Raw genomic sequence first — 20901 nt, 5'->3', positions numbered from 1 at the left:
AACTCCTTGACCTAGTTCTTGGCTAGTTCTTGGTGATCATCGAGCGGAGGAAGAACAGGAGGTTGGCCGGCTTCTCCGCGAGGCGGCGCATGAAGTAGCCGTACCAGTCGGTCCCGTACGCGGTGTAGACCCGCATCCGGTGGCCCTCGGCGGCCAGCCGCAGGTGCTCTTCGCTGCGGATGCCGTACAGCATCTGGAACTCGTACTCGTCCAGTTTGCGCCCGGCCTGGCGGGCGAGCTCCTGGCCGATGGCGATGAGCCGCGGGTCGTGGGACCCGATCATCGGGTAGCCCTCGCCCTCCATCAGGATCTTCATGATCCGGACGTACGCCTTGTCGATCTCGCCCTTGTCCTGGTAGGCGACCTCGGCGGGCTCCTTGTAGGCGCCCTTCACGATCCGGACGCGGCTGCCGGCGGCGGCCAGGCGGCGGGCGTCGGCCTCGGTGCGGAAGAGGTAGGCCTGGATCACGCAGCCGGTCTGCGGGAAGTCGCGGTGCAGTTCCTCGTGGATGGCGAACATCGAGTCGAGGGTGGTGTGGTCCTCGGCGTCGAGCGTCACGGTGGTGCCGATGGCGGCGGCGGCCTCGACGACGGGGCGCACGTTGGCGAGGGCGAGCTCGTGGCCGCCGGGGAGGGCCTGGCCGAACATCGACAGCTTGACCGACATCTCGACGGTCTCGCCGAGCCCGAGCTCCGCGAGGCGCTCGATCAGCTGGAGGTAGGCGTCACGGGCGGCGTGCGACTGCGCCACCTCGGTGATGTCCTCGCCCACGACGTCGAGGGTGACCTCCAGGCCTTTCTGCGTGAGGTCCTCGACGATCGGGATGACCTGGTCGACGGTCTCGCCGGGGATGAACCGGTTCACCACGGGCTTGGTCACCGGGGCGGCAGAGACGATACGACGCATCTTGTCGCTGCGCGAAGCGGCGAGGATCACGGGACCCAGCACGGGGGCACCTCCAGCGGGTGGCAGAAGAAAAGCGCAAGTAAAACCACCGTGAAACCTAAGGACCGGTTTGATCCTCTGCCATCGACAGCTGTCACGCATCCGTGTCCCGGATCTCATACATCTGTCTGAAGGTCCGGTTCGCGGGTGGGAGAATGCTCGGGTGAAGGGCGATTACCAGGACCTGGTGGACGAGATCTCGGCGCTGCTCGGCGCCCCGGCGACCCTGGAGAACCGGGACTTCCGGCTGATCGCGTTCGGCGCCCACGACAGCGACGACGACCAGGCGATGGACCCGGTACGGACCCGCTCGATCCTGACCCGCCAGTCGACCGCGGCCGTCCGTTCCTGGTTCGAGGGCTTCGGCATCGCCCGTGCCACCGGACCGGTCCACATCCCGGCGGCGCCGGAGGCCGGGGTGTTCCGGGGGCGGATCTGCCTGCCGGTGCGGTTCCGGGGCATCGTGCAGGGCTACGTGTGGCTCCTCGACCAGGAGCCGGGCCCGGGGCCGGCGGAGCTGGCCGCGGCCATGGAGGTGGCCCAGCGGATCGGGATCCTGCTCGCCGAGGAGGCGAAGGCGGGGGCGGAGGTGTCGCGGGAGTTCCTGGCGGTGCTCACGGCCGGGCGGGGCTGGCAGCAGGACATGGCGGTGGCCGCACTGCGGGTCGCCCTCGGCCCGGGCGGGGACGGACTGCACGCGGCGGTGTGCGTGGCGCCGTGGTCCGGGGAGGCCCCGGCGTCGGTGCCGGGCGCGGCGGCACTGTGCGTCGTACCGCGGCGCGGCGGCGGGGACACGGCTGGGACCGCGGGTGCGGGTCCGGGCGCGGGCGCGGGAGGCGAGGCGGCCGGAGGCGGCCCGGCTCTGGCGGTCCTGCTCCGGCTGCGCTCGACGGACGCGCTGGCTCCGGCCCTGACGGCGGTGGCCCGGCTGCTGCCGCGCACGACGGGACCCGCGGCGGACGGCGGGGCGGCGGCTCCGAGGACGGTGACCGCCGGGGTGGCCGATCCCTTCCGGACCCTCGTGGCGCTGCCCGACGCGTGGGAGCAGGCCGTCGCGGCGGCCCGGGCGGCCGCCGCGCAGCCCCGGTTCGGCCCGGTCGCCCGGTGGTCGGCGATCGGCCCGTACCGGCTGCTGGCGGCCTTGGCCGCCGATCCGGTGGACGATCCGGCGACGCGAGCCCTGCTGGGCCCGGCCCACCGCGAACTCGCCCGTACCGCCGAGGTGTTCCTGGACTGTGCCGGCCAGGCGGGCCGCGCGGCGGCGGCCCTGGGGATCCACCGCCAGACGCTGTACTACCGCCTCGCCCGGGTGGAGCAGCTCACCGGCCTCGACCTGGACGAGGGCGAGGACCGGCTGCTGCTCCACATGGCCCTGAAGGCCGCCCGCATGACCTGAGGCCGCGGCCCCTTTCCGGGGCGCGGACCGCCCTCACGGGCTTGCTCGGCCAGGCGCGGGCCTGCCTGCCGCACCGAGCCGCCGAGGGCGTCGGGTGCCGGGGAGGGGACCACGTGCACCCGGAAGGGGAGCACCCCCGCGCGAAGGCCGTCCTCACCGCCTGACGCACTGTCGGGCCGCCTGCGCCGACGCGCCCCGCATCACGCGATCTACCCTGCGGCGAAGGCGAGCTTGCCGGGGGCGAGGACCGCGCGGATCCCGACGGCGAGGTCCTCCCGGACCTCCGGTACGACCACGCCGACCAGCGCCCCGTCCGCGAGGGCCGGCGAGAGCCGCTCCATGAGGGTGAGCAGCGCGAGCGACGCCGACTCGCGCTGTACTCCAGCGGGCCGAGCGGTTCGGCGGCGCCGGCGCGGGAACGCGGGGCAGCCGCCCCTCGGCGGCGCCGCTCCCGCCCTCTCAACTCCCCCTCGCGCCGGGCCGGTCCGGAGGCGGGAAAGGGTGGTCGCCCGGCGGCGGTTCCGGCTCCGCCTACTCCGGATCCCCGGCTGGCTCCGGTCGCGGGCACTTCAGCCCTTCGGCCGCCGCCCGCATGCCCTCGGTGAACTCCTCGGCGCTCGCCGCCGACTTCGGGTCGAACAGCCACTGGATCATCAGGCCGTTCAGCAGCGCCTGGTAGAAGCCGCCCAGCGTCCGCTCCTCCCGCTCGGTGATCTCTTCCTCCGGGGTGCCGGTCAGCATCGCGATCAGGCCGCGGCGCCCCTCGGCCTGCGAGGCCGCGAGCATCGCCCGCAGGTCCGGCATCCGGTCACGGCTCAGCGCGACCTCCAGGCTGGCCGCCCAGACCGGACCGGCCTCCTCACGATGGGTCAGGAAGCCCTCCCAGACCGCGCGGAACCGTTCCAGCGAGCCGCCCTCCCCCGCCACGCCGTCCTGGAAGACGGCGCCCAGCTCCTGCATCAAGGCGATGAAGGCCTCGGTGAGCAGGGCGTCCTTCGAGCCGTAGTGGTAGCCGATGGAGGCCAGGTTCGCGCCCGAGGCCTTCACGATGTCGCGCGCCGTGGTGCGCACGAATCCCTTCTCGACCAGGCACTTCTTGGCGCCTTCGAGCAGATCTTCACGATGTCCCATGGCGCCACGGTAGCAAGACGCATGTCATAGACGGAAGTTCCATACGAATGTTCCATACGATCGTCATAGACAAACGTTTATGACGTCTGTACATTGCTTCTCATGACGAACCCCGCCGCCACAGCACATCTCGCCGGCCGTCGCGAATGGACCGCCTTCACCGTCCTCGTGCTGCCGCTGCTCCTGGTCTCGATGGACGTCTCCGTCCTCTACTTCGCCATCCCCGCCATCACCGAGCAGCTCGACCCGAGCGCCACCCAGCAGCTCTGGATCTTCGACAGCTACGCCTTCGCCCTCTCCGGCCTGCTGATCACGATGGGCTCGCTCGGTGACCGGATCGGCCGCCGCAAGCTGCTGTTGATCGGCGCGACCGCCTTCGGCCTCGCCTCGGTCGGCGCCGGGTACGCCACCAGCGCCGAGATGCTCATCGCCTGCCGCGTCCTGCTCGGCATCGGCGGCGCGACCCTGATGCCCTCCACGCTGGCCCTGGTACGGAACCTCTTCCAGGACGCGAAGCAGCGCGGCCAGGCCATCGCCATCTGGTCCGGCGCCATGACCGGCGGTATCGCCCTCGGTTCGGTCCTGAGCGGCGTGATGCTGAACCACTTCTACTGGGGCTCGGTCTTCCTCATCAACGTGCCCGCGATGCTGCTCCTGCTGGTCCTGGTCCCGGTGCTGGTCCCCGAGTTCAAGGACCCGGCCCCCGGCCGCTTCGACCTGCTGAGCGTGCCGCTGTCGATGGCCGCCGTGCTGCCGGTCGTCTACGGGCTCAAGGAGATCGCCGCCGAGGGCTTCGAGCCCCTCTACCTCGGCTGCCTCGTCGTCGGCCTGGCCTTCGGGTACGTGTTCGTCCGCCGCCAGCGCACCCGCGAGGACGCCATGGTCAGCCGGGCGCTGTTCCAGCGCCGTGGATTCGGCGCGGGCATCGGCCTCAACACGATCGCCGCCTTCGCCATGATGGGCTCGGCCTACTTCACCACCCAGTACCTGCAGTCCGTGCTCGGCATGGGCACCCTGGAAGCCGCCCTGTGGAGCCTCGCCCCCTCGGTCGTCATCGGCGCCGCGGCTCCCGTCTCCGCCGCCCTGGCCCAGAAGGTGGAGCGGGCCTACGTCATCGCCGGCGGGTTCGCCCTCGCCGCGACCGGATTCGCCCTGGTCAGCCTGGTCGACACCGACTCCCTGTGGCTGCTCCTGACCGGCGCCGGCGTACTGGCCTCGGGCATCGTCACCGTCATGTCCCTGGTCTCGGACATGGCGCTCGCCTCGGCCCCCGCCGAGAAGGCCGGTTCCGCCGCCTCCCTGCTGGAGACGGGCCAGGAGTTCGGCGGCGCGCTCGGCATGGCGGTACTGGGCAGCCTGGGCACCGCGGTCTACCGCAGCGACCTGGCCGACTCCGAGCCCGCCGTGCGGGAGACCCTGGGCGGGGCGGTGGCCACGGCCCACCAGCTCGGCGGGGCCGCGGGCGAGCAGGTGCTGGCCCTGGCCCGCGCGGCCTTCGTCCACGGAATGCAGTACGCGGCCTGGGGCGGTACTGCGCTGCTGCTCGCTGCGGCGGTGCTCGCCGCGGCTCTGATGCGGGGTGTCGAAGCCCCTGCCCCGCCCGCGGCGGAGCAGGCCCCGGCTCCCGCGAACGGCGTGCAGGAGCCGACGTACAACTGATTCCGCCGGTACGGGGTGAGCAGTGGAACGCGAAAGGGCCCGGGGGTCTCCCCCCGGGCCCTTCCCCTGCGTCCTGCAGGTCAGCCGAGGCTGACGGTGCGCGCCGAGACGGCGCCGATCTCGGTGGCGATGTCCGCGAGGACGTTCGCCGGGACCTCGGCGTCGACGGTGAGGACGGCGAGCGCCTCGCCGTGCTCCTCGGCACGGGCGACCTGCATGCCCGCGATGTTCAGGCCGGCCTCGCCGAGCAGCTGCCCGACCTTTCCGACCACGCCCGGGCGGTCGGTGTAGCGCAGCACGACCATGTAGTCGGCGAGCGCCAGGTCCACGTCGTACTCGCCGATGCCGACGATCTTCTGCAGGTGCTTCGGGCCGGCGAGCGTGCCGGAGACCGAGACCTCCTGGCCGTCCGACAGGGTGCCGCGGACGGTCACCACGTTGCGGTGGTCCGGGGACTCCGAGCTGGTGGTCAGGCGGACCTCGACACCGCGCTCCTGCGCGAACAGCGGAGCGTTGACGTACGAGACAGTCTCGTCGACGACGTCCTCGAAGACACCCTTGAGCGCGGAGAGTTCGAGCACCTTGACGTCGTGCTGGGTGAGCTCGCCGCAGACCTCGACGTCGAGACGGACCGCGACCTCGCCCGCGAGGGCGGTGAAGATCCGGCCGAGCTTCTCGGCGAGCGGCAGGCCCGGACGTACGTCCTCGGCGATGACACCGCCCTGGACGTTGACCGCGTCCGGCACGAGCTCACCGGCGAGCGCGAGGCGCACCGACTTGGCGACCGAGACGCCGGCCTTCTCCTGGGCCTCGTCCGTGGACGCGCCGAGGTGCGGGGTGCAGACGACCTGGTCGAGCTCGAAGAGCGGGGAGTCCGTGCAGGGCTCCTTCGCGTACACGTCGAGGCCGGCGCCGGCGACGCGGCCCTCCTTGATGGCCGAGTACAGCGCGGCCTCGTCCACGATCCCGCCGCGGGCGGCGTTGACGATACGGACGGACGGCTTCACCTTGTGCAGGGCCTCGTCCCCGATGAGACCGAGGGTCTCGGGGGTCTTGGGCAGGTGCACGGTGATGAAGTCGGCGACCTCCAGCAGCTCGTCCAGCGTCAGCATCTTGACGCCCATCTGGGCGGCGCGCGCGGGCTGTACGTAGGGGTCGTACGCGACGACCTTCATGCCGAAGGCCGACATGCGCTGGGCGACCAGGACGCCGATGCGGCCGAGGCCGACGACGCCGAGGGTCTTCTCGCTGAGCTCGACGCCCGTGTACTTGTTCCGCTTCCACTCGCCGTTCTTGAGGGCGGTGTTGGCCTGCGGGATGTTGCGGGCGGTGGCGACGAGCAGGCCGCAGGCGAGCTCGGCGGCGGTGACGATGTTGGAGGTCGGGGCGTTCACGACCATCACGCCGGCCTTGGTGGCGGCGGAGACATCGACGTTGTCGAGGCCGACACCGGCGCGGGCGACGACCTTCAGCTTCTTGGCGGCGGCGATGGCCTCTGCGTCCACCTTGGTGGCGGAGCGGACGAGGATCGCGTCGACGTCGACGATCGCGGGGAGCAGCTCCGCGCGGTCGGCGCCGTTGCAGTGCCGGATCTCGAAGTCCGGGCCGAGCGCCTCGACGGTGGCAGGCGACAGCTCTTCGGCGATGAGTACGACAGGTTTCGAGCTCACGTGGGTCCTCACAAGTCCAGTGCGGACGGCCGTCCCGACGGCCGCAGGCGGTGGAGGGGGTAGCCGCGTGGAAGACGCACGACACTGTGGGCCTGACGCGTATGTGTTGAGCAGTGTAGTGGCGCCGACGGGCCGGATTTCCGCCTGTACGGAAGGATCACCCGTCCGTGGTTGGCCGGGTTGGACAACCCGGGCTCGCAGATGCCGCGCGCCCGGCCTTCCCGACCGTCCGTGGTGTACGGGCGGCGCCCTGTGCGGCGGGGCCGGGACACGCCGTCCCGGCCCCGCCGCACGCGCGATCAGCTCTCGCTGCTGTCGACCCAGCTCATCAGCTTGCGCAGCTTCTTGCCGGTGGTCTCCAGCAGGTGCGCCTCGTCGGCCTTCTTGTACTCGTTGTACTTCGGCAGACCGGCCTTGTACTCGGCCATCCAGGTGTTGGCGAACTCGCCGCTCTGGATCTCGGCGAGGACCTTCTTCATCTCGGCCTTGGTGGCGTCGGTGATGACGCGGGGGCCGGTGATGTAGTCGCCCCACTCGGCGGTCTCGGAGACCGACCAGCGCATCTTCTCCAGGCCGCCCTCGTACATGAGGTCCACGATGAGCTTCAGCTCGTGCAGGCACTCGAAGTACGCGATCTCCGGCTGGTAGCCGGCCTCGGTCAGGGTCTCGAAACCGGCCTTGACGAGCGCGGAGGCGCCACCGCAGAGGACGGCCTGCTCACCGAACAGGTCGGTCTCGGTCTCCTCGGTGAAGGTGGTCTTGATGACGCCGGCGCGGGTGCCGCCGATGCCGGCCGCGTACGAGAGCGCGAGGGCGAAGGCGTTGCCCGAGTGGTCCTGCTCGACGGCCGCGATGCAGGGAACGCCACGGCCCTCCTCGTACTGGCGGCGGACCAGGTGGCCCGGGCCCTTGGGGGCGACCAGGGCGACGTCCACGTTGGCCGGGGGCTTGATGAAGCCGTAGCGGACGTTGAAGCCGTGGCCGAAGAAGAGCGCGTCGCCGTCCTTGAGGTGGTCCTTGATGGACTCCTCGTAGATCTCTGCCTGCAGCGGGTCCGGGGTCAGGATCATGATGACGTCGGCCCACTCGGCGGCCTCCGACACGGAAACGACCTTCAGGCCCTGCTCCTCGGCCTTGGCCTTGGACTTCGAGCCCTCCTTCAGGCCGACGACGACGTCGACGCCGGAGTCACGGAGCGACAGCGCGTGGGCGTGGCCCTGGCTGCCGTAACCGATGACCGCGACCTTGCGGCCCTGGATGATGGACAGGTCGGCGTCGTTCTCGTAGAACAGCTCGGCCACTGGGATATCTCCTTGGTGCGCTGGTGTTGCACCCACCGTACGGCGGGGAACGGATTCTGAGTCTGTCGGTCTCGCCATGCGAGCGTGAGCGTGTCCGACGTGTCTTGCGTGTCTTTTGTGTGAGGCGGTGTCAGGCCCGTCAGGCACTGCGGTCGAGCGCCCGCAGGCTGCGGTCCGTGATGGACCGTCCGCCACGCCCTATGGCGATCGTGCCGGACTGCACGAGCTCCTTGATGCCGAAGGGCTCCAGCATCTTGAGCATCGCGCCGAGCTTGTCGGTGCCGCCGGTCGCCTCGATGGTCACGGCCTCCGGGGAGACGTCGACCGTCTTGGCGCGGAACAGCTGGACGATCTCGACGATCTGCGACCGCGTCTCGTTGTCGGCGCGGACCTTCACCAGGACGAGTTCGCGCTCGATCGCGTTGTGCGACTCCAGCTCGACGATCTTGAGCACGTTGACCAGCTTGTTGAGCTGCTTCGTCACCTGCTCCAGCGGGAGGTCCTCGACGTTCACGACGATGGTGATGCGGGAGATGTCGGGGTGCTCCGTGACACCGACCGCGAGGGAGTCGATGTTGAACCCGCGGCGGGAGAACAGCGCGGCGATCCGGGCGAGGATGCCGGGCGTGTTCTCGACCAGGACGGAGAGCGTGTGCTTGGACATGTGAGGCGTTCTCTCTCTCGGCTCTCTCGGCTCAGTCGTCTTCGTTGTCGCCGAAGTCGGGACGGACGCCCCGGGCTGCCATGACCTCGTCGTTGGAGGTGCCGGCGGCGACCATCGGCCACACCATGGCGTCCTCGTGGACGATGAAGTCGATGACCACCGTACGGTCGTTGATCGCGTTGGCCTCGGCGATGACCTTGTCCAGGTCGGCCGGGTCCTCGCAGCGCAGGGCGACACAACCCATGGCCTCGGACAGCTTGACGAAGTCCGGGACGCGGGTGCCCTTGCGGGGAGCGATCGACTCGCCCAGCTGGGAGCCGACGGTGTCGTGGCCGGTCTCGTCCGCGTGGAGGACGGTGTTCGAGTAGCGCTGGTTGTAGAACAGCGTCTGCCACTGCCGGACCATGCCCAGCGCACCGTTGTTGATGATCGCGACCTTGATCGGGATGTTGTTCAGGGCGCAGGTGACCAGTTCCTGATTGGTCATCTGGAAGCAGCCGTCGCCGTCGATCGCCCAGACCGTGCGCTCGGGCATGCCGACCTTGGCGCCCATCGCGGCCGGGACCGCGTAGCCCATGGTTCCGGCGCCGCCGGAGTTCAGCCAGGTGCGGGGCTCCTCGTACTTCACGAAGTGCGAGGCCCACATCTGGTGCTGGCCGACTCCCGCCGCGAAGACCGTGCTCTTCGGCGCGAGCGCGCCGATCCGCTCGATGACCTGCTGCGGCGAGAGGCTGCCGTCCTCGGGCAGGTCGTAGCCCAGCGGGTACGTGTCGCGCCAGCGGCTGAGGTCCTTCCACCAGGCGGTGTAGTCGCCCGCGTTGCCCTCGGTGTGCTCGGCCTGGACGGCCTGGATCAGGTCGGCGATGACCTCGCGGGCGTCACCCACGATCGGGACGTCGACCTCGCGGTTCTTGCCGATCTCGGCCGGGTCGATGTCCGCGTGGATGACCTTGGCGAAGGGGGCGAAGCTGTCCAGCTTGCCGGTGACGCGGTCGTCGAAGCGGGTGCCGAGGGCGATCAGCAGGTCCGACTTCTGCAGCGCGGTGACGCCGGTGACCGAACCGTGCATGCCGGGCATGCCGACGTGCAGCGGGTGGCTGTCGGGGAAGGAACCGAGCGCCATCAGGGTGGTCGCGACCGGGACGCCGGTCAGCTCGGCGAGGACCTTCAGCTCCGCGGTCGCGCCGGACTTCATGACGCCGCCGCCGACGTACAGCACCGGGCGCTTGGCCTGGCAGATGAGCTTGGCGGCCTCGCGGATCTGCTTGGCGTGCGGCTTGGTGACCGGCCGGTAGCCGGGGAGGTCCATGGCGGGCGGCCACGTGAAGGTGGTCTTCGCCTGCAGGGCGTCCTTGGCGATGTCGACCAGGACCGGGCCGGGGCGGCCGGTGGCGGCGATGTGGAACGCCTCGGCGATCGTCCGGGGGATGTCCTCGGCTTTGGTGACCAGGAAGTTGTGCTTGGTGATCGGCATCGTGATACCGACGATGTCCGCCTCCTGGAAGGCGTCGGTGCCGATCGCCTTGGAGGAGACCTGGCCGGTGATCGCGACGAGCGGGACGGAGTCCATGTGCGCGTCGGCGATCGGGGTGACCAGGTTGGTGGCGCCCGGGCCGGACGTGGCCATACAGACGCCGACCTTGCCGGTGGCCTGCGCGTAGCCGGTGGCGGCGTGGCCGGCCCCCTGCTCGTGGCGGACCAGGATGTGACGGACCTTCTTGGAGTCCATCATCGGGTCGTACGCGGGGAGGATGGCGCCGCCCGGAATACCGAAGACGGTGTCGCACCCCACCTCTTCGAGAGAGCGGATGAGGGACTGCGCACCCGTGACGTGCTCAACGACGGCGGACTGCTGTCCGCCGGAACGGGGCCGCGGATGGTGGGCCCCGGTGGCCTGCTCGGTCATCGGCATTCTCTTCTCGAAGCTGAGGGTTTTACGAGGATTCGGCTCTGTGCCAGTGCAACAAAAAACCCCTCGTGCCGGGAGGCAAGCGAGGGGAGCGCGTCGGGTGCGTTGAGCGGGGACATGCTGGTCCCGGCTTCAGCCGACGCGCTTTCCAAGTACGAGAATTCGGGTGCGCATGGCATTGACCCTCCCTCCGGCGGGAGGGTGATGTCAAGTAGGTGGGACGGGCGTCTCATTATGTGAGCCCCTATGGATGGCCATGGATCCCCCCGGCGAACCACCGGCCAGGGCGGGCTGCACCGCTCCGCCCGGTACTGGGAAACTACCGCGCACCAGGGCGCGCCGCAGCCTGTATTCGTCGAGTGGCCCGGAGAAGGCCATTCCCTGGCCGTGGGTGCACCCCATGGCGCGCAGGGCCGTGACCTGCTCCGGAAGATCCACCCCGTCGGCCACCGACTTCATGCCCAGGTCGTTTGCGATCCGCAACAAACCGGCGGTGATCTTGTGGAGGCGGGCGGACTCGACGACGCCCTCCACCAGCCCCCGGTCCAGCTTGAGCATGTTCACCGGGAGGCGGCGCAGGGCACTGATCGCCGCATAGCCGCTCCCGAAGCCGTCCAGTGCGATTCCCACGCCGAGCCGGTGCAGGGCCGTGAGGCGTCGCTCCAGGTCGTCGAAGGGCACTCTGGGGTCGGAAACGGCGAGCTCCAGCACCAGGGCCCCGGAGGGCAGCCCGTGCCTGGTCAGCAGGGCCTCCACGGAGCCCACGGGCACGGCGCGGTCGAGGAGCCGCTGGGCGGTCATCCGGACGGCCACGGGCACGTCGTGCCCGGCCCGGTGCCGGTCGGCGGCCTGCTCGACGGCCTGCTCCAGCAGCCAGTGCCCCAGCTCGGCGGTCCGCGACGCGTCCTTGCCGACCGTGGCCGAGGACCCCTCGCTGTACTCCGCCACCCGGAGGAACTCGGCGGGGGTGAAGAGGATCCCCTGGGCGGAACGCCAGCGGGCCTGGGCGGCCACGGCGGAGACCTCGCCGGTGGACAGTGAGACCACGGGCTGGTGCAGCAGGGCGAACTCGCCCTCGTGCAGCGCGGTCCGCAGCCGCCCCGCCAGCTCGGCCTTCCGGACGACCTCTGCCTGCATCTGCGGGGCGTACATCTCGACGCGGTCCTTGCCTCCCGCCTTGGCCCGGTACATCGCGAGATCCGCATTGCGCATCAGGTCCGAAGGGGTGATCCCGGAGTCGGCGAAGGCCACGCCGATGCTTGCGGCGACCCGGACCTCGTTGCCCGCGATCCGGTACGGCTGGGAGAGGGTGGTGCGCAGCCGGTCGGCGATCTCGCGCGCCTGGTACTCGCGGGCGCTGCGGTCGCGGCTGCCGTCGCCCAGGATCAGCGCGGCGAACTCGTCGCCGCCGAGGCGGGCCGCGGTGTCCCCGGCCCGGACCGAGTCCTGGAGCCTGCGCGCGGCCTCGATGAGCAGCTCGTCGCCGGCCTGGTGGCCGATGGTGTCGTTGACCGCCTTGAAGCCGTCGAGGTCGATGAAGAGCACGGCGGTGCTGTGGTCGCCCGCCCGCCGGCCGGTCAGGGCCTGGCGGACGCGCCGGGTGAACAGGGCCCGGTTGGGCAGGTCGGTCAGCGGATCGTGCTCGGCGCTGTGCTGGAGCTGCGCCTCGAGGCGGACCCGCTCGGTGACGTCGCGGCTGTTGAGGATGAGCCCGCCCTGGTGCCGGTTGATGGTCGACTCGACGTTGAGCCACTCGCCGTCGCCCGATTTGAAGCGGCATTCGATACGGGTGGTGGGCTCCTCGGCCGGCGGCGCGGCGAGGAAGCGGCGGACCTCGTGGACCACCCGGCCGAGGTCGTCGGGGTGGATCAGGGTGGCGAGCTCGGTGCCGACCAGCTCCTCCGCCTCGCGGCCGTAGACCCCCGCGGCGGCGGGGCTCACGTAGCGCAGGGTCCCGGTGGGCGCGGCGATCATGATGACGTCGCTGGAGCCCTGGACCAGGGAGCGGAAGTGGTTCTCCTTCTGGGCCAGTTCCTGTGTCAGCGCGATGTTGTCGAGGAGCATGATGCCCTGGCGGATGACGAGGGCGAGCACGACGGTGCAGCCGGTGAAGACGACCATCCGGTCGACCTTCCGGCCGTCCACGACGTTGTAGAGGATGCCCAGGGTGCACACGGCGGCCGCGAGGTACGGGGTGAGGGCGGTCAGCGAGCCGGTGATGGGGCGGCTGTGCGGTCGCTCGACGCGCGGGTGGCCGGCGGGCTCCGGTCCCGGGTGGACGCGCCGGGCGCCCCAGGGCGCGTACGCGAGGAGCAGCGAGCCCGCGAACCAGCCGGCGTCGAGCAGTTGTCCGGACTGGTACTCCGCGCTCAGCAGCGGCGAGGTGAACAGGGCGTCGCTGAGCACGGTCAGGGCGAGCGCGGCGATGGCGGTGTTGACCGCGGAGCGGTTGGTCTCGGACCGCCGGAAGTGCAGGACCAGGACCATCGAGACCAGCGCGATGTCCAGGAGCGGGTAGGCGAGGGAGAGTGCGGCGCGCGGCACGCTGCCGGGGGCCCCGGACTGGGCGGTCCGCGCCGCGTGGGCCAGGGCCAGGCTCCAGGAGAGGGTGAGCAGGGAACCGCCGATGAGCCAGGAGTCGAGCCCGAGGCACACCCAGCCTGCGCGGGTGACCGGGCGTTTGGCGAGGACGAGGAGGCCCACGATGGCCGGCGGGGCGAAGCAGAGGAAGGCGAAGTCGGCGAGCGAGGGCTTCGGCACGTCTTGGCCGAGGATCACCTCGTACCAGCCCCAGACCGCGTTGCCGCTGGCTCCCATCAGGGAGGAGAAGGCGAAGAGCAGCCAGGCGGGCCGTTCACGGCTGTCGATCGCCCGTGCGTAGGAGCAGCACGAAATCGCGGCGAGCAGTCCTGCGGCACTGAGCCCGAAATCGCCCATGATCTCGGCGACATCCTCCGAACCCCAGTTGAGGGCGGCGCCGACGGCGTACCCGCCGCAGACCACCGCGAGGAGCAGCTGTATGGCCAGGCACTTGCCTCCGCCCGAAAGGGACGGACGGTTCAGGAGCGCCGCCCCCGGGGCATTCACCGGCCCCCCTCGCGAGCTGGTTCCGGCGCACCCCATCGTCGCCTCCGGTGGCTGTACCGCGTCGGATCCTTCGTCCATTGGCCGTGCATCGCCCGTCGCCCCCCAAAGTGTCCGATCACTCCCCAGCGCCAGACGTTCGTGGCGCAGCCCCTTCTTCCGGACGATACACCACTTTCGTCACTCAGCGACATACCTTCTCTACGCTCCGTTACCGAGCGAGGGGTTGCATCCACGGTGCGCGTTCGAGTGACTTCGGAGCGTGCACAGCGCGCGTCACCCGGTGGTCAACACCGTGTGTTCCACGGGCTCTCCGGCGGCGAACCGGGTGAGCTGGCGCACCAGCAGGCGCTTGGCGCGCGGCTCGAAAGCCGAGCTGCTGCCGCCCACATGAGGCGTGATCAGGACATTCGGAGCGTGCCAGAGCGGGTGGCCCGCGGGCAGCGGTTCCGGGTCGGTGACGTCCAGCGCCGCGCGGAGCCGGCCCGACTCGACCTCGGCCAGGAGGGACTTGGTGTCGACGACGGGGCCGCGTGCGACGTTCACGAGCAGGGCTCCGTCCTTCATGCGGCTCAGGAAGTCGGCTCCGGCCAAGCCCCGGGTGGTCTCGGTCAGCGGTGTCGTGAGGATCACCACGTCGGCCCGCGGCAGGAGTCCGGGCAGCTCGTCCAGGGCGTGGACGGGCCCGCGCGGCGCCGTCCGAGCCGAGCGGGCGACGCGGGTGACCGGCCCGCACTCGAAGGGCACGAGCCGGTCCTCGACGGCCGAGCCGATCGATCCGTAGCCGACGATCAGGACGGACTTGTCGGCGAGGGCCTCGTAGAAGCCGGCGCGCCACTCCTCGCGGTCCTGGCCGCGGACCATGCCGGGAATCCCGCGCAGGGAGGCGAGGACCAGGGCGAGGGCGAGCTCGGCGGTGCTGGCCGCGTGGACCCCGACGGCGTTGCACAGCCGTACACCGGGGCGCAGGGCGCCGAGGCCGCCGAGGACGTGATCGATGCCGGCCGTCAGGGTCTGGACGACCTGGACGGCGGGCATGGCCGCCAGCGGGCGCACGGTGACCTCGGGGGACTTCATGTACGGGGTCACGTAGAAGACGCAGTCGGCCGGATCGGCGGGGAAGGCGTCCTCGCCGTCCCAGAGGCGGTAGCGGAAGGAGTCGGGCAGGCCCTCGATCTCCGCGGCGGGGAAGGGGAGCCAGACGTCCCGGGTCTTTGCAGTCATGATCACGAGGCTATGCCAAGCCATCGCGATCAAGCCGTTACTTTGTTTGCCGGACCGGGAGGGGCGGGAGGGACGCGGGAGTGGAGCGCAGGTCGATCGGGGCGGGAGCGCTGACGGTGGGCGCCGTCGGACTCGGCTGCATGCCGATGAGCTGGGCGTACGCGCCTTCGCGCCGGCGGGGACAGGAGTCGGAGGCGGCGGTGCACACGGCCCTGGACCTGGGATCGAACCTCCTGGACACGGCCGATGTGTACGGGCCGTACACCAATGAACTCCTGCTGGGACGGGTGCTGCGGGAGCGGCGGTCCGAGGCGTTCGTCTCGGCCAAGGTCGGGCTGCGGGCCGGTGATCAGCACGTGGTGGCCGACGGGCGGCCCGGCTATCTGCGGCGGGCCTGCGACGCCTCGCTGCGGCGGCTGCGGACCGATGTCATAGACCTCTACCAGCTGCACCGGGTGGATCCGGAGGTGCCGGTGGAGGAGACCTGGGGGGCGATGGCGGAGCTGGTGGGCGCCGGGAAGGTGCGGGCGCTCGGGTTCTGCGCGCTCGGGGCGGGGGCCGGCCCGGGGGCCGGGAGGCGCGGGGACCGGGCGTACGGGACGACCGTGCGGCACCTGGAGCGGGCTCAACAGGTGTTCCCGGTGAGCGCGGTGCAGGCGGAGCTGTCGGTGTGGTCGCCGGAGGCTGCATGGCAGCTCCTGCCGTGGTGTGCGGCCCGCGGGGTGGGTTTCCTGGCGGCGATGCCGCTGGGCAGCGGGTTCCTGACCGGGACGCTCACTCCGGGCGAGGGCTTCGAGTCGGAGGACGTGCGGGCCAGGCATCCACGGTTCACGGCGCACGCGATGGCGTCGAACCAGGCGCTGGTGGCGGGGCTGCGGCGGGTGGCGGGGCGGCACGGGTCCGAGGTCACGGTCGCGCAGGTGGCCCTGGCGTGGGTGCTGGCGCAGGGGCCGCAGGTGGTTCCGGTGCCGGGGGCCGACCGGGCGCGCTGGGCGGCGGAGAACGCGCGGGCCGCGGAAGTACGGCTCACGGCCGGGGACCTGGCCGAGATCGCGGCCCTTCCGGTCGCGGTGGGTGCCTGGGACTGACCGGGGGCGGACGGCGGGGGGCCCGGGCAGGGTCGGGGGGGCCCGGGCAGGGGTGGGGGCGGGACGGACGGCGGGGCGGAACGGGGTCGGGGGCTGGGCGGACGGCCGGGCGGACCTGGGGTGGGCGGTCGGGGCGGGCGTCGGGCGACCTGGGGCGGGTCGGGGCGGGCCCGGCCCACAACCACTCGATCGGGTGTACGAGTGGTGGAACTTCGGGAACCTCTGCGGCTGTTGAGACGGGTGTAGGGGCAGGATCGGAGCACCGGAAGGGAGCAGGGCGATGCGATACGGAAGTTCTCGCGGGCGGCAGGTGGGGTGCGAGGGCCAGGGCGCGCGGCGTCGGGCCGTGCTGGCGGCGGTCGCGCTGGCGGGGTGCGGCGCCCTGCTGGCGGCGGGATGCTCGCCGGCGGGCGGCCCCGGCGCGGTGCCCGGCAGCTCTCCACCGGGCACGGCCGCGGCCGGCTCCGGATCACCCGGCCCGTCGGGGAGTCCTACCGCCTCACCGCAGGTCTCGGGCCCGCCGGCCAAGGGTTCGGTGACGGTGACGGGTGAGGTCGCCAAGGGCCTGGAGTCCCCGTGGGGCGTGGCGCCGCTGCCCGGTGGGGACCTGCTGGTCGCCTCGCGGGACAAGGGGACGATCAGCAGGGTCGCGACGGGATCGGGCGCGGTGACCCAGATCGGCAAGGTGCCGGGGGTGGCCCCGGGCGGGGAGGGCGGGCTGCTGGGTCTCGCCCTGTCGCCGTCCTTCGCCTCGGACCGGCTGGTGTACGTGTACTTCACGACGGAGTCCGACAACCGCATCGCCCGGATGCGCTACGACGAGCAGAGACCTGCCGGTCAGCAACTGGGCGCTCCGGACACGGTGTTCCGGGGCATCCCCAAGGGTCTCATCCACAACGGCGGCCGGATCGCCTTCGGTCCGGACAAGATGCTCTACGCGGGGACGGGCGAGACCGGCGACAAGGGGCTCGCGCAGGACAAGACATCGCTGGGCGGCAAGATCCTGCGGATGACCCCGGACGGGGATCCGGTGCACGGCAATCCCGAAGCCGATTCGGTCGTCTACTCGTACGGACACCGCAATGTGCAGGGCCTCGCGTGGGACAAGGACAAACGGCTGTGGGCGGCCGAGTTCGGCCAGACCACCTGGGACGAGCTGAATCTGATCGAGCCCGGCGCGAACTACGGCTGGCCGGAGGCCGAGGGGAAGGCGGGCAGACCGGGCATGCGGGACCCGGTGGCCGTGTGGAAGACCGACGAGGCCTCGCCGAGCGGGATCGCCTGGGCCGAGGGGTCGGTGTGGATGGCCGGGCTGAAGGGCCAGCGGCTGTGGCGGATCCCGCTGGCCGGGGCGGAACTCGCGGCGGAGCCCGAAGCGTTCCTGGAGGGGAAGTACGGGCGGCTGCGCACGGTGCTGGCGCTCGGCGGGGACAAATTGCTGCTGGTCACGAGCGAGACGGATGGGCGCGGATCGCCGGAAGCGGGCGACGACAGGATCCTGACACTGACGGTGCGGTAGCGGCCCGGACAGGGCCTTGGCCCCCGCGGGGGACGAAAGGCACGGTGGACGCGGTGTTCAACATGATCGAGGAGCTTTTCAACCCGGGACGCAAGCACACGAACGACGAGAAGAAGCGGCTGGAGCTGTCCCGGGTCGACGTCAATGACGGGGACCCGGGACGGGGACCGATAGACCTGGCCTCCGGCCGGGCGCTCATACGCCTCGGTGAGCGGGCTCCTGACGGGGAGCGGCCGACCCGGTCGGGGTGAAGAGGCGCAGCCGGTGGGCGAGGGCGGCCGCTTCGCCGCGGCCGGCGACTCCCAGCTTGGCCAGGATGTTCGAGACGTGGACGCTCGCCGTCTTCGGGGAGATGAAGAGCTCCTCGGCGATCTTGCGGTTGGTGCTGCCGGCCGCCACGAGGCGCAGCACCTCCCGTTCGCGGCTGGTCAGGCCCAGCTCCTCCACGGGGTCGCCCTGCGGTACGGGCGGGGGCGGGGTGGCGGTGGACAGCGGGAGCCGGGCGCGCTGCGCGAGCAGGGCCAGGTCCTCGCGCAACCGGCGTGAGCCGAGGCGGTGGGCGGTGGCGTAGGCCTCGCGGAGCAGGGCTGCGGCGGGCTCGCGGTCGGCGCCCGCGGCCAGCAGGGCCTCGGCGAGCCGGTGACGGGCCCGGGCAAGCAGGTACGGGCGCTCCAGCGGGCGGACGGCCACTTCCACGGCGGTCCAGTCGGCGACGGTGTCCCGGCCCTCGGCCCGCAGCAGCTCGGCCCGGAGGTACTCGGCGTGGGCGGTCCACACCGGTACCGGCGTGGCGAGGTGGCGGGCGGCGGTGCGCAGGACATCCAGGGCGGCGTCCCGGCCGGCCTCGGCGGCGGGGAGTCCCCGGGCGTCCGCCTCGGCCGTCGCGGCGGCGAGCAGCAGGGGCCAGGCGTAGCGGTGCTGGCCAGGGGGGAACCCGTGGTCGACGGCGGCGGCGGTCTCGGCGCGGACGTCGGCTATCCGGCCCTCTCCCGCGGCGATCCCGATCTCGAGGCGGTACAGCGGTATCCGGTGCTGGGGCTGGGTCTCGTGGGTGCCGAAGTGGGTGCGGGCGGCGTCGAGCTGCTGCGCGGCCTCGGTCAGCTCGCCCCGGGCCAGGGCCAGGTAGGCCAGCCGTGCGGAGGCGGCGCCGCGCGGGGCGGTGCTCTGGCCGACGAGCAGGGTACGGCGGGCCTGTTCTGCGGCCTCGTCCCAGCGGCCGAGGCTGTAGAGGCTCTCCGCCATGTTGCCGCGCACCCACGCCTCGGTGTCGAACAGCCGCGACTTGCTGACGAGTTCGGCTCCCTCCACGGCCAGCTCCACGGCCTCCCGCGAACGTCCTATGCCTTCCAGCTGAGAGGTGAGATTGATATGCGCACGTCCGGCGAGCAACGTGAGTCCGAGTTCGGTGGCCTGCTCCTTGACCTTGTGCAGCTCGGCGAAACCGGCCTCGCCCGTGCCGGATTCGGCGAGCAGGCAGCCGACGGTGATCCGGGCGTTGAGCTCGGTGTCCTCGGCGCCGACCATCTGCGCGTAGGCGACGGCCCGTTCGGCGGCGACGAGGTTGGCGGGTCCCGGGGTGTGGAGCATGCCCCAGCCCGCGGCCCGGACGAGGACCTCGGCGTGCACATGGGACGGGGGCAGCCCCTGGACCAGTTCCTGGGCCTTGGCGATCTCCTCCCAGCCGTCACCGCGGCCGAGGCCGGCCACGAGGCGGGAGCGCTCGGTCCAGAACCAGGCGGCCCGCAACGGGTCGGAGTCCTCCTCCAGCAGTCGCAACGCCGTCTTGGTGATCTTCAGGGCGCGTTCCCGCTCCCCTCCGTAACGGGCCGCGACGGTCGCCTCGGCCAGCAGGTCGAGCCGCTGCAGCGGGGTGGTGGCCGGGTCGCAGCCGCACGGCGGGTACACGTCGGTGTAGTCCGCCGGGCGAAGCGCCTCGCGGACGTCCTCCGGAGCGCTCTCCCACAGGTCCATGGCCCGTTCCAGCAGGCGCAGTTGCTCCGAGTAGGCGTGCCGGCGGCGGGCGGCCACGGAGGCGGCGAGCACGGCGGGCAGCGCCTTGGACGTGTCGTTCGCGTGGTACCAGTAGCTGGCCAGCCGGATGACCCGCTCCCCGGCGCGGATCAGGGACTCGTCGGCCTCCAGGGCCTCGGCGTAGCGACGGTTGACGCGGGAGCGCTCGCCGGGCAGCAGGTCGTCGCTCACGGCCTCGCGGACCAGCGAGTGGCGGAAGCGGTAGCCGTCCCCGTCGGTGGTGGCGAGCAGGATGTTGGCGCCGACGGCCGCCCGGAGGGCCTCGATGAGCTCGTCCTCGCCGAGTCCGGCGACGGCACGCAGGAGCGGGTACTCGACGGTGGAGCCGCCCTCCGCGACCAGGCGTACGACGCCCTGGGCCCGTTCGGGGAGGACTTCGACGCGGACGAGGAGCAGATCGCGCAGGGATTCGGTGAGTCCGGCGCGGCAGCCGCTCTCCCGGGAGGCGACGAGTTCCTCGACGAAGAAGGCGTTGCCGTCGGACCGGTCGAAGACGGAGTCCACGAAGTCCTCGTCGGGCTGCGAGGCGAGGATTCCGGCGAGTTGGCGGCGCACCTCGGCCCGGTTGAAGCGGGGCAGCTCGATGCGCTGGACCGTACGGAGCCGGTCCAGTTCGGCGAGGAGGGGGCGCAACGGGTGGCGGCGGTGGACGTCGTCCGCGCGGTAGGTGGCGACGACGACGAGCCGGCCGCTGGAGAGGGTGCGGAAGAGGTAGGAGAGCAGGTGCCTGGTGGAGGTGTCCGCCCAGTGCAGGTCCTCCAGGACGAGGACGACGGTGCGGTCGGCGGCGAGCCGCTCCAGCATCCGGGCCGTCAGTTCGAAGAGCCGGGCGGTGCTCTCCTCGTCGTGCGGGCCGCGCGGCGTGTCGCCGAGTTCGGGGAGGATCCGGGCGAGTTCGTCCTCCTGGCCCGCGGCCGCGGCGGCGAGCTCCTCGGGGAGCTGCCGGTGCAGGGTGCGCAGGGCAGTCGAAAACGGGGCGAAGGGAAGTCCCTCCGCCCCGATCTCCATACAGCCTCCGACGGCGACCACGGCGCCGCGGCGGGCCGCTTCGCCGAGGAACTCCTCGGTGAGGCGGGTCTTGCCGACCCCGGCCTCTCCCCCGATGAGCATCGCCTGCGGTTCACGGCCGGCGGCGCGGGTCAATGCGTCGGTGAGCACGGCCAGTTCGTCGGCTCGGCCGACGAACACCGGGCTGACAGATCTGGTCTCCACGTCGCCGAGCATCGCACAGACGTCCTGTCCGGCGGCACTCGTTATCGCTGCGCTTCTCATCACGTGT

15 protein-coding genes are annotated in these 20901 nt (G+C 71.6%); 5 read left to right on the top strand and 10 right to left on the bottom strand.

From position 1 onward, the window contains the following. Positions 1-22 precede the first annotated feature (22 nt). Positions 23-949, bottom strand: a complete 927-nt coding sequence (locus tag AB0D48_RS11690; RefSeq protein ID WP_362393929.1) for a proline dehydrogenase family protein — start codon at positions 947-949, stop codon at positions 23-25. 160 nt (positions 950-1109) lie between these two features. Here AB0D48_RS11690 and AB0D48_RS11685 point away from each other — a divergent pair, with 160 nt between their 5' ends. Beyond that, entirely contained in the window at positions 1110-2342 is a 1233-nt protein-coding gene (locus AB0D48_RS11685; RefSeq protein WP_362393926.1) for a helix-turn-helix domain-containing protein, read from the top strand. Between the two features lie 209 nt (positions 2343-2551). Here the strand turns inward: AB0D48_RS11685 and AB0D48_RS11680 are convergent, their stop codons facing one another. Beyond that, a complete protein-coding gene (locus AB0D48_RS11680; RefSeq protein ID WP_362393923.1) occupies positions 2552-2683 on the bottom strand; it encodes a hypothetical protein in 132 nt (43 codons plus the stop codon). Between the two features lie 190 nt (positions 2684-2873). Next, positions 2874-3473: a TetR/AcrR family transcriptional regulator gene (locus tag AB0D48_RS11675; protein ID WP_362393920.1), complete on the bottom strand. Its 600-nt coding sequence runs from the start codon at positions 3471-3473 to the stop codon at positions 2874-2876. A gap of 102 nt (positions 3474-3575) precedes the next feature. Between AB0D48_RS11675 and AB0D48_RS11670 the strand changes: the two genes are divergently transcribed. Then, positions 3576-5132, top strand: a complete 1557-nt coding sequence (locus AB0D48_RS11670; RefSeq protein WP_362393918.1) for an MFS transporter — start codon at positions 3576-3578, stop codon at positions 5130-5132. 80 nt (positions 5133-5212) lie between these two features. Here the strand turns inward: AB0D48_RS11670 and serA are convergent, their stop codons facing one another. From serA to AB0D48_RS11640, 6 genes are all read right to left on the bottom strand, one after another. Continuing rightward, on the bottom strand, positions 5213-6802 hold the full coding sequence (gene serA, locus AB0D48_RS11665; RefSeq protein ID WP_362393916.1) for a phosphoglycerate dehydrogenase: 1590 nt from the start codon (positions 6800-6802) through the stop codon (positions 5213-5215). A 299-nt stretch (positions 6803-7101) separates the two neighbouring features. Then, entirely contained in the window at positions 7102-8103 is a 1002-nt protein-coding gene (gene ilvC, locus AB0D48_RS11660) for a ketol-acid reductoisomerase (protein ID WP_362393913.1), read from the bottom strand. Positions 8104-8242: 139 nt separating this feature from the next. Further along, positions 8243-8767 carry an acetolactate synthase small subunit gene (ilvN, locus tag AB0D48_RS11655; protein WP_267824446.1) on the bottom strand — a complete coding sequence of 175 codons (525 nt, stop codon included), beginning with the start codon at positions 8765-8767 and terminating at the stop codon, positions 8243-8245. Positions 8768-8798: 31 nt separating this feature from the next. Next, positions 8799-10679 carry an acetolactate synthase large subunit gene (locus AB0D48_RS11650; RefSeq protein ID WP_362393909.1) on the bottom strand — a complete coding sequence of 627 codons (1881 nt, stop codon included), beginning with the start codon at positions 10677-10679 and terminating at the stop codon, positions 8799-8801. 204 nt (positions 10680-10883) lie between these two features. Beyond that, entirely contained in the window at positions 10884-13799 is a 2916-nt protein-coding gene (locus AB0D48_RS11645; protein ID WP_362394348.1) for an EAL domain-containing protein, read from the bottom strand. A gap of 237 nt (positions 13800-14036) precedes the next feature. Continuing rightward, on the bottom strand, positions 14037-14984 hold the full coding sequence (locus AB0D48_RS11640; protein ID WP_362393906.1) for a 2-hydroxyacid dehydrogenase: 948 nt from the start codon (positions 14982-14984) through the stop codon (positions 14037-14039). Positions 14985-15064: 80 nt separating this feature from the next. Here AB0D48_RS11640 and AB0D48_RS11635 point away from each other — a divergent pair, with 80 nt between their 5' ends. The 3 genes from AB0D48_RS11635 to AB0D48_RS11625 all read left to right on the top strand — a co-directional run bounded on the left by AB0D48_RS11635 (position 15065) and on the right by AB0D48_RS11625 (position 17842). Then, the gene (locus tag AB0D48_RS11635; protein ID WP_362393903.1) at positions 15065-16072 is read left to right on the top strand and encodes an aldo/keto reductase; all 1008 of its coding nucleotides are present in this window, start codon (positions 15065-15067) and stop codon (positions 16070-16072) included. Positions 16073-16352: 280 nt separating this feature from the next. Continuing rightward, positions 16353-17591 (top strand): PQQ-dependent sugar dehydrogenase, encoded by a 1239-nt coding sequence (locus tag AB0D48_RS11630; RefSeq protein WP_362393900.1) that lies wholly within the window; start codon positions 16353-16355, stop codon positions 17589-17591. A gap of 62 nt (positions 17592-17653) precedes the next feature. Further along, positions 17654-17842: a DUF6191 domain-containing protein gene (locus AB0D48_RS11625; RefSeq protein WP_362393898.1), complete on the top strand. Its 189-nt coding sequence runs from the start codon at positions 17654-17656 to the stop codon at positions 17840-17842. Here the strand turns inward: AB0D48_RS11625 and AB0D48_RS11620 are convergent. Further along, positions 17787-20846, bottom strand: coding sequence for an AAA family ATPase (locus AB0D48_RS11620; protein WP_362393895.1), 3060 nt, complete (start codon positions 20844-20846; stop codon positions 17787-17789). The genes AB0D48_RS11625 and AB0D48_RS11620 overlap by 56 nt on opposite strands. Between the last annotated feature and the right edge of the window lie 55 nt (positions 20847-20901).

The organism is Streptomyces sp. NPDC048269 (assembly GCF_040652395.1).
Classification (GTDB): Bacteria; Actinomycetota; Actinomycetes; order Streptomycetales; family Streptomycetaceae; genus Streptomyces.
The sequence above is the reverse complement of the archived record's forward strand: the minus strand, read 5'-3'. Positions and strand labels throughout refer to the sequence as shown.

Excerpts from the sequence above, each read along its gene's own strand:
- AB0D48_RS11680 (WP_362393923.1), bottom strand. The coding sequence starts at position 2,683 with ATGGAGCGGCTCTCGCCGGCCCTCGCGGACGGGGCGCTGGTCGGCGTG.
- AB0D48_RS11675 (WP_362393920.1), bottom strand. The coding sequence starts at position 3,473 with ATGGGACATCGTGAAGATCTGCTCGAAGGCGCCAAGAAGTGCCTGGTC.
- AB0D48_RS11670 (WP_362393918.1), top strand. The coding sequence starts at position 3,576 with ATGACGAACCCCGCCGCCACAGCACATCTCGCCGGCCGTCGCGAATGG.
- ilvN (WP_267824446.1), bottom strand. The coding sequence starts at position 8,767 with ATGTCCAAGCACACGCTCTCCGTCCTGGTCGAGAACACGCCCGGCATC.
- AB0D48_RS11650 (WP_362393909.1), bottom strand. The coding sequence starts at position 10,679 with ATGCCGATGACCGAGCAGGCCACCGGGGCCCACCATCCGCGGCCCCGT.
- AB0D48_RS11645 (WP_362394348.1), bottom strand. The coding sequence starts at position 13,799 with ATGGGGTGCGCCGGAACCAGCTCGCGAGGGGGGCCGGTGAATGCCCCG.
- AB0D48_RS11640 (WP_362393906.1), bottom strand. The coding sequence starts at position 14,984 with ATGACTGCAAAGACCCGGGACGTCTGGCTCCCCTTCCCCGCCGCGGAG.
- AB0D48_RS11630 (WP_362393900.1), top strand. The coding sequence starts at position 16,353 with ATGCGATACGGAAGTTCTCGCGGGCGGCAGGTGGGGTGCGAGGGCCAG.
- AB0D48_RS11625 (WP_362393898.1), top strand. The coding sequence starts at position 17,654 with ATGATCGAGGAGCTTTTCAACCCGGGACGCAAGCACACGAACGACGAG.
- AB0D48_RS11620 (WP_362393895.1), bottom strand. The coding sequence starts at position 20,846 with ATGCTCGGCGACGTGGAGACCAGATCTGTCAGCCCGGTGTTCGTCGGC.